7 protein-coding genes are annotated in these 7,797 nt (G+C 55.1%); 5 read left to right on the forward strand and 2 right to left on the reverse strand.

Annotated elements, in window-relative coordinates:
• Positions 1-16: 16 nt before the first annotated feature.
• Both ACFQ14_RS00610 and ACFQ14_RS00615 read right to left on the reverse strand, forming a co-directional pair.
• On the reverse strand, positions 17-1,414 hold the full coding sequence (locus ACFQ14_RS00610; protein WP_377211322.1) for a circularly permuted type 2 ATP-grasp protein: 1,398 nt from the start codon (positions 1,412-1,414) through the stop codon (positions 17-19).
• 75 nt (positions 1,415-1,489) lie between these two features.
• On the reverse strand, positions 1,490-2,395 hold the full coding sequence (locus ACFQ14_RS00615) for a transglutaminase-like domain-containing protein (protein ID WP_377210759.1): 906 nt from the start codon (positions 2,393-2,395) through the stop codon (positions 1,490-1,492).
• A gap of 106 nt (positions 2,396-2,501) precedes the next feature.
• Here ACFQ14_RS00615 and ACFQ14_RS00620 point away from each other — a divergent pair, with 106 nt between their 5' ends.
• The 5 genes from ACFQ14_RS00620 (at position 2,502) to ACFQ14_RS00640 (ending at position 7,700) form a co-directional block, all read left to right on the forward strand.
• Positions 2,502-2,942, forward strand: a complete 441-nt coding sequence (locus ACFQ14_RS00620; protein WP_377210760.1) for a hypothetical protein — start codon at positions 2,502-2,504, stop codon at positions 2,940-2,942.
• Between the two features lie 62 nt (positions 2,943-3,004).
• Positions 3,005-3,445, forward strand: a complete 441-nt coding sequence (aroQ, locus tag ACFQ14_RS00625) for a type II 3-dehydroquinate dehydratase (RefSeq protein ID WP_377210761.1) — start codon at positions 3,005-3,007, stop codon at positions 3,443-3,445.
• Positions 3,446-3,458: 13 nt separating this feature from the next.
• Positions 3,459-4,292 carry an alkaline phosphatase family protein gene (locus ACFQ14_RS00630; RefSeq protein WP_377210762.1) on the forward strand — a complete coding sequence of 278 codons (834 nt, stop codon included), beginning with the start codon at positions 3,459-3,461 and terminating at the stop codon, positions 4,290-4,292.
• A 138-nt stretch (positions 4,293-4,430) separates the two neighbouring features.
• Positions 4,431-6,197 carry a type I secretion system permease/ATPase gene (locus tag ACFQ14_RS00635; protein WP_377210763.1) on the forward strand — a complete coding sequence of 589 codons (1,767 nt, stop codon included), beginning with the start codon at positions 4,431-4,433 and terminating at the stop codon, positions 6,195-6,197.
• On the forward strand, positions 6,198-7,700 hold the full coding sequence (locus ACFQ14_RS00640; protein ID WP_377210764.1) for an HlyD family type I secretion periplasmic adaptor subunit: 1,503 nt from the start codon (positions 6,198-6,200) through the stop codon (positions 7,698-7,700).
• The last annotated feature ends 97 nt before the right edge of the window (positions 7,701-7,797 follow it).

A 7,797-nucleotide genomic window follows, 5' to 3' on the forward strand; every position in this document is an offset into this window, starting at 1 on the left:
TGTCCTCCGTGCGCCATCAGTCGTCCAACACCCAAGTGTCTTTCGTGCCGCCGCCCTGGCTGGAATTGACGACCAGCGAACCGGATTTCAGCGCTACACGTGTCAGTCCGCCGGGCGTGATTTCCATGCCGTTGGGCGACACCAGAACGAAGGGACGCAGGTCCACGTGGCGGGGTGCGAGTTCCTTCTTGGTGAAGATAGGTACAGTGGAAAGCGACAGCGTTGGCTGGGCTATATAGTTGGCAGGATTGGCCTTTAGTTTGGCCTCGAAAGCATAGAGTTCTTTTTTGGAGGCGGCGGGGCCAACCAACATTCCGTAGCCGCCGGAACCGTGAACTTCCTTCACCACCAAGTCTGCAAGATTGTCTAAAACATACTGCAACGAGCTTGGATCCGAACAGCGCCATGTCTCAACGTTCTTCAGCAGCGCGGTTTCGCCAGTGTAAAATTCGATTATTTCCGGCATGTAAGAATAGAGTGCTTTGTCGTCTGCAATGCCGGTGCCGGGTGCGTTGGCGATGGTGATGTTGCCGGCGCGATAGACGTCCATAATGCCCGGTACGCCGAGCATGGAATCGGGGTTGAAATTCAGCGGGTCGAGGTAGTCGTCGTCAACCCGGCGATAGAGCACGTCGATGACCTGATAGCCCTGGGTCGTGCGCATAGCGATTTTGCCATCAACGACTTTCAGATCATGTCCCTCGACCAATTCTGCGCCCATCTGGTCGGCAAGGAATGAGTGTTCAAAATAGGCGGAATTGTGGATGCCAGGGGTGAGCACGGCCACGCAGGGTTTCCCGCTGCACCCATCCGGCGCACAGGCAGCGAGCGAGCGACGCAAATTCTTGGGATAATTGCTGACGGGCCGAACGCGATTTGACGTGAAGAGTTCGGGGAACATCTGCAGCATCGTTTCGCGGTTTTCCAGCATATAGGAAACGCCGGAGGGCGTTCGGGCATTATCTTCCAGCACGAAAAATTCGTCTTCGCCGGTTCGAACGATATCGGTGCCAACGATGTGGGTGTAGACGCCGCCGGGCGGATTGACGCCGATCATTTGTGGAAGAAATGCTTCGTTGTTGGCGATGATTTCGATCGGGACACGACCCGCTCGGATAATTTCCTGCCGATGATAGATGTCGTGCAGGAAGGCGTTGATGGCACGTATGCGCTGCTCAAGCCCGCGTGACAGGCGGCTCCATTCGCGGCCAGTAATAATGCGCGGCACGAGATCGAACGGGATCAACCGTTCTTGCGCGGATGCGTTGCCATAGACATTGAAGGTGATGCCGGTGCGGCGAAAGAATGCTTCGGCTTCTTTCGACTTCTTGTTCAGTCGCGTTGGGTCTTGCTGGTCAAACCATGACTTGTAGTCTTGATAGGGCGCACGCACCCGCTCTTGATCGAGACGCATCTCATCGAAAAAGGCTTTTGCCAATGAATTGTCCGGGTTCCCCATCGCGCTACTTTATCTGTTTTGTCTGCGGGTTCAACAGCTTGTTGGTTCAGGTGCACGGATTGGGGCGGACTGGCGAACGCTAACGCTTTGATGGCGCAATTGCATGGCGCCAAATCCGGTGAGAAAGGCGATGTCGGTCGCGTCGCGGCCGATGCCCAAACGCACGGTGTTGTTTGATCGCGCCATGCCTGTCGGGTCCACCATATGCCAGTGACCTTCAAGGAACACTTCGACGATGGCGTGGAAGTCTTGTGGGTTAACATCCGGCCCGTAAACGCTTGCTATTCGTGCCGGGATTGAAGCTGCGCGGCAAAAAGCGATGAGCACGTGAGAAAAGTCTCGGCAAACGCCGCGGCGGCTCGTGAAGGTTTCCTGCGCGGTTGTGGTCGGTGTGGTGGCGTTGGCGTCATAGGTTAGATTTTGTGCAATCCATCCGGCCATGTCGTTCACCATTGCACCTGAAGGAACGCTGCCGAAGGTGGTTTCAACGAAGCTGAAAAACGGGTCGAGCGGGCAATACCGTGATGGGAATAGATAGGCGGTCGTGTTGCCTGAAATCTCGTTGAGGCTGTTGGCCTTGAGCGATCCAATGTCGGGTTCCTTTCGCGCAACCGCGACCTTTGCTTGATAAGTGCAGTCCAAAACTCTTGATGCTTCGATCCAGCGGCGCAGACCAATGCCATCATGCGCGGCCATCACAGATGTTTTCGGGCTTCCCTCAATGTGTAGCTTAGCATCCAACACTGTTTGCACAGCGTCGTTTGTCGCTTCGATCTGCATCAAGATCATGCAGGGCGACGGCAAAACGTAATCAAGCGTGACCTCGATCTCGACCGTTTGGCTTTGTGTGTGATTGCGCGGCTGAAGGGACACTGGCTTCGGGTTCACCGGTTGAAGAGCATTGCGCGGCTTAACGGGCTGGAGGGGCTCGCGCAAGTGACATATTGGCGCCAAACCCTATTGTGACAGCAGCAGCTTCAGGCTGGTTTTAAGGACTGATTTCTGCGAGGGTTTTTGCCAAATTGTAGGAATGAGGTTCTCCATGCGCTATGTTTTGGTCCTGATGGGATTTTTGGTTTTGGCGGCTACACCTGCCTTGGCGGCATCTGCGAACGAGCAAAGCTGCGCCCTTCGCGCCGCGATACTTTCAAAAGGGGCGACAAAGCCAACCGACGTGGTTCGCACTAATTTCAGCTGGAACACTTCCCTCGCACCGGCGACGATCAGCAGTGCCTTGGGCTACCTAGACGGCCCGGAATATCTGGACGCCTCGGTGTTTCTAATGTCGAGGGTCGACGGCTTTTATGAAATGCACCTGATTGCAGCGTCGGTGAAAGACAGTGCTCCGCTTTTCATTTCATTGCATTACGGAAAAGTGGGCGAAGAAATGCGACTAATAAATGTTTCGTTCAAAGACAAACTCGCAGAGCTGTTTCCTTCAGTCACAACTGCTGGCATCGTTCCGCAAACATCTTGCGAATGATGTTTCGTTGAACGTGGGCTAACACGCTGGTGCGTGGCCAAACCGACAGAGAGCCTTATGCCATGCCATCATCCATCCTTCTGCTCAACGGGCCGAACCTCAACATGCTTGGCCTGCGCCAGCCGGAAATTTATGGCCGCGATACGCTGGCTGATGTGGAAGCGATGTGCATTGAGGCAGGCAAGCAGTTGGGTTTGACTGTAGAGGCTCGCCAATCGAATTATGAAGGTGAGTTGGTGACGTGGATCCAGCAGGCGCGGGATGTTTTTGACGGTATCGTTATCAATCCCGGTGCTTATAGCCACACATCGATTGCCATCCTCGATGCGCTCAACGCTTTTGAGGGCAAGGTTGTCGAAGTGCACATTTCTGACATTCATGCGCGGGAGGAGTTCCGCCATCATTCCTATGTTTCTCACCGCGCCGACCATGTGATCGTCGGGCAGGGGATCAAGGGTTACACAATGGCGCTGGACGAGTTGGCCAACCGTCTGTTGGCTTGAGGGGCGATAAGCGATGCAATCGAAACTGCTGCTGATTATTCTCGACGGCGTGCCGTACCGAAACTGGCGACGCTATTTCGGCAATCTTGAGGGCTGGGTGAAGAACGGCGATGCGCAGGTGACATCGATGCGCGCCAGCCTGCCTTCAATGTCCGGTCCTTGCTATGCCTCCATCCACACAGGCGTGCCGCCGCAGGAGCACGGTATTTTGCTCAACGATGTGCGGTTTCGGTTGGAGCAGCCGGATATCTTCTCCTGTGTTGCAGATGTAGGTGGAAAGAGCGGCGCTGTTGCGCATTCCTATTGGTCGGAATTTTTCAACCGCTATCCGTTCGATCCGGTGTTTGATCTGGAATATGACGAGCCGGAAGGGCCAATCCATCACGGGCGGTTCCATTCGATGAGCGGCTACGGGCACGACAACCAAATGACGCCGAGCGACACCGATCTTTTCGGAACGCTCACAATGCTGTGCGCGCGCCATTCCATCGACTACGGCTTGCTTCACACGTGCACGCTGGATTCGATGGGGCACAGATTTGGCCACGATAATGTGCACATGGACAATGCCTGCGCGATCATGGACGCTCAACTTTCGGTGTTTTTGCCGAAATGGCTGGATATGGGTTACGAAGTGATCGTGACCGCCGATCATGGGCAGAGTGATCGGGGGCATCATGGTGGCGTGGGCGAAGATCAAACCGATTTTGCGCTCTACTATTTCGGGAAAGGCGAGTTGATTCGTTCGCAAGACCCGCTGGACCAATTGCAGCTTGCGCCAAGCATACTTTCGCGCCTTGGTGCCAAAATTCCTAACACTATGAAATCAAGCAATTTTTTCAAATAGAGCGTGAGCCTGCTTAAGGTTTGATTAATCTTACCAAAAAGCAAACGCTTACCTTTTGTTATCCATATTTCCTTAGCTTGGGCGCATGTATTTGTCGCGTGAGTCCGAGTTTTTGTGAAAAAGTCCTCCGGAACATCCTTGAGCAGCGGCCTTTTGGGTAACTTCAAATGGCTGTTTGTGTTCTCTGTTGCCGCCAACGTGTTGCTGCTGGCTATGCCGCTGCACATGATCGCGATTTACGATCGTGTCTTGGTATCGCGCAGCACCGAAACCCTGCTCTATATCACCTTGATTGCGTTGGCGGCGTTGATGCTGTTGGGCGTGACCGAGGCTGTGCGTTCGATGGTGGCACAACGCATGTCAGCAAAGTTTGTCACCGACACTGCGGGAAAGCTGTTTAGTGGGTTGATCCATGCGAGCGAATCCACGGGCCGTAAATCCCAGATTATGCGTGATTTCTACTCGCTGCGGACCTTCCTATCGAGCCGCGCCATGATTGGCCTGTTCGATCTGCCTTTTACGCCGGTCTTTCTCGCACTGCTGTTCATGCTGCACATTCAATTGGGTGTCATCACGCTCATCGGTATATTGATGCTGGCCGGTTTGGCATGGGCCAATCGTTCGCTCAGCCTGTCTGATACGGAAGAAGCAACGCGTAGCAATTCGGACGCTGTGGGCTTCTCGCAGGCGCTGGTGACGCGGGCAGAAGACATTCGCGCGATGGGCCTGTTCCCGGCGTTCCTGCAGCGATGGGGCGGCAAGATGGATTCGGCTATGAGCTTTGCCGATCAATCCTCAAAGGTGCAGGCGTTCTTTTTCGGGCTGTCGCGCACCGTGCGTCAGGGCTTGCAGATCATCATCATGGCTTGGGGCGCTCATCTGGTTCTGGCTGGGGATTTGTCAGGTGGCGTGATCTTCGCAGCCTCACTGATTTCCAGTCGTGCTTTTGTGCCGGTGGAGCAAGTGATCGGCGCTTGGGACCGTATCACCCATGCGCGGGCGTCTTATAAGACATTGCATGAATTTATCGCGAGCCAGACTGAGCAAAAGTCGGCGGTGGTGCCTCAGTTGACTACAGGTGATGTCGAGTTTGAGAACGTCACATACGAAGTGCAGTCCGGCTCGCGGACTTTGCCGATCCTGAAAAACGTCAGCTTTAAACTGCAATCCGGTCATGTGCTGGCCATCATTGGTCCGACGGGCGCTGGCAAAACAACGCTTGCAAAACTAATGGCTGGTGCGCTGCACCCGACATCCGGCTCCGTGCGTTTGGACGGGTTTGAGTTGGCGCTGTGGCCCGATGAGCGCAAAGGCGAATCAATCGGTTACGTGCCGCAGGACGCCAGCCTCTTCCCCGGCTCGATTGCCGAGAATATTTCACGCTATGTGGCCGAGCCTGAAGAAGATGAAATAATAACCGCTGCGCGTAAGGCCAATATCCACGCCCAGATCGTGAAACTGCCTGAGGCTTATGCGACCGAAGTCGGCCCCGGCTTCCATGAATTGTCTGGCGGCCAACAGCAGCAGCTCGCAATGGCGCGGGCGTTTTTTGCAAGCCCCAGACTGTTGATTCTCGATGAACCCAACGCCCACCTCGACCAGAAGGCCGAGGATTCGTTGCTTCGTTCGTTGGCTCAGGCGCAGACGGAGGGCATTTCCTCCATCGTGGTGTCGCAGCGGCGCTCGATCTTGAAGGTGGCTGATTACGTTCTGACGCTCAATGAGGGCCAGGTTGTTTCGTTTAAGGAAAACCAAGGGCAGTGGCGTGCGCGGCGAGAGGATGATCGCGATGCGCCTGCAACAAAAACCGTCCCATCGCCGTACACCAAGCCGGAAGTCTCTTTTGAATCTCTCAACGCAGCCCGCCCCCGGTCGTCGGGGCATGTTCGGGTGGAGAGTGGCTAGATGACACAGAGCAAAACCCGCGAAATCGAATGGAATGTGAACGCGAAGGTGGACAGCCGGCCCATCGTGCGCGCTGGTCTGTGGTCGATCGGTTTTACGATGATCGTGTTCTTTTTCTGGGGTTCGTTTGCGCATCTTGAATCTGCTGTGATCACGCCCGGCACGCTTGTATCGGAGGGGCGCAACAAGCTCATTCAACATTCGACTGGCGGTCGCGTTTCACGCATTTTGGTGCGTGAAGGCATGTATCTCACAGCAGGACAGGCTGTGCTTGAGTTGGATGAAACGAAAGCAGCAGCTGATCTTTCACGGTTGGAAGCACGGTATGCTTCGCTGAATGCATTGAAAACGCGCTTGCAGGCCGAGCGGTTGGGCGGGACAGGGTTTGATCCTGTCGCCAACCCTGATCTGGGTGGTCTACGCCTTGGCAATAATCCGCTTGATGGGCGCAGCGGTTCCGACGTTTTGACCAATATCGAGCCGTTGGCTTTGAGGGGCACCCAAGAAGCGCCATCGGTTGCCAACACATTCTCTCACGATGCGATTGCGGCCTTCATTGGTGGCAAGTTTGACCAGCTCACGACCGCTGGTGTGGAACCGCCGCGCGATGCGCTGATGGACAGCCAGCGAGATGCCTATAACTCCGGCCGCGATTTGCTCGATAAAGAAATCGCAGCGTTGGAGCGCAAGGCGGAGACGTTGGTGCAGCAAAAAGCAGGACACCGTGCGCGTATCGAGTCGCAAAAGCGGCTTCTTCAATTGACCCGCGAAGAGGTGCGCCGTCTCGCGCCGCTCGCATCATCCGGCTACGTACCCCGCAATCGATTGCGGGACCGTCAAAGATCGATCGCCGAACTGCAAGGCAATATTGCAGCTATGGAACTCGATGCCGCTGCCTTCAGCACACAGAAGGCAGAGATTGATGTTCAGATCGAGCGCACAAAGGCTGCGAAATCTGATGCTGCGTCAAAAGAATATGCTCGTATCGTTGCCGAGCTTGCCGAGATCGAAGATCAACGTAAAGCCGCGCGCGCTACGTTGCGCGATATGGTCGTTCGCTCGCCGGTCTCCGGCAATTTGACGAGCTTGAAAGTTACCACCGAAGGCGGTGTCTTTGGCAGTGGCGACGTGATCGGTGAAATTGTGCCGGAAGGTGCCCCATTGCTGGTGGAAGCGCGGGTTCAACCTTCTGATATTGATTTTGTTCGCATCGGCCAAGAGGCGGATATTGCGGTCACAGCCTTTGACCGCCGTCTGGACGACACACTGACAGGCCGCGTTGTGTATCGGTCTGCGGATGCTGAGCAGGACGAAAAGACTGGCGAACAGTATTTTGTAGCCCGTCTGCGCTTTGATGACAGCGAGAAGAACGCTGCCAACCGCGCCAAGTTGCAAGCTGGCATGCAGGGCGAAGTCTACATCCACACAGGTTCTCAAACCTTCCTTACCTATCTGACCAAGCCGCTGATGGATTCATTCCGTCGGGCGTTCAGGGAACGTTGAGATGGATAAAAATTGAGTGAATTTGCCAACCGGATCGCGAGTGAAATTTGGCAAGAGTGACACCGGAGAAAGGGTGCATCCCACAAAGGATGCGCCT

Origin of the sequence: Pseudahrensia aquimaris (assembly GCF_042676045.1) — a bacterium.
GTDB lineage: Bacteria > Pseudomonadota > Alphaproteobacteria > Rhizobiales > Rhizobiaceae > Pseudahrensia > Pseudahrensia aquimaris.

Excerpts from the sequence above, each read along its gene's own strand:
- ACFQ14_RS00620 (WP_377210760.1), top strand. The coding sequence starts at position 2,502 with ATGCGCTATGTTTTGGTCCTGATGGGATTTTTGGTTTTGGCGGCTACA.
- ACFQ14_RS00610 (WP_377211322.1), bottom strand. The coding sequence starts at position 1,414 with ATGCGTCTCGATCAAGAGCGGGTGCGTGCGCCCTATCAAGACTACAAG.
- ACFQ14_RS00640 (WP_377210764.1), top strand. The coding sequence starts at position 6,198 with ATGACACAGAGCAAAACCCGCGAAATCGAATGGAATGTGAACGCGAAG.
- ACFQ14_RS00630 (WP_377210762.1), top strand. The coding sequence starts at position 3,459 with ATGCAATCGAAACTGCTGCTGATTATTCTCGACGGCGTGCCGTACCGA.
- aroQ (WP_377210761.1), top strand. The coding sequence starts at position 3,005 with ATGCCATCATCCATCCTTCTGCTCAACGGGCCGAACCTCAACATGCTT.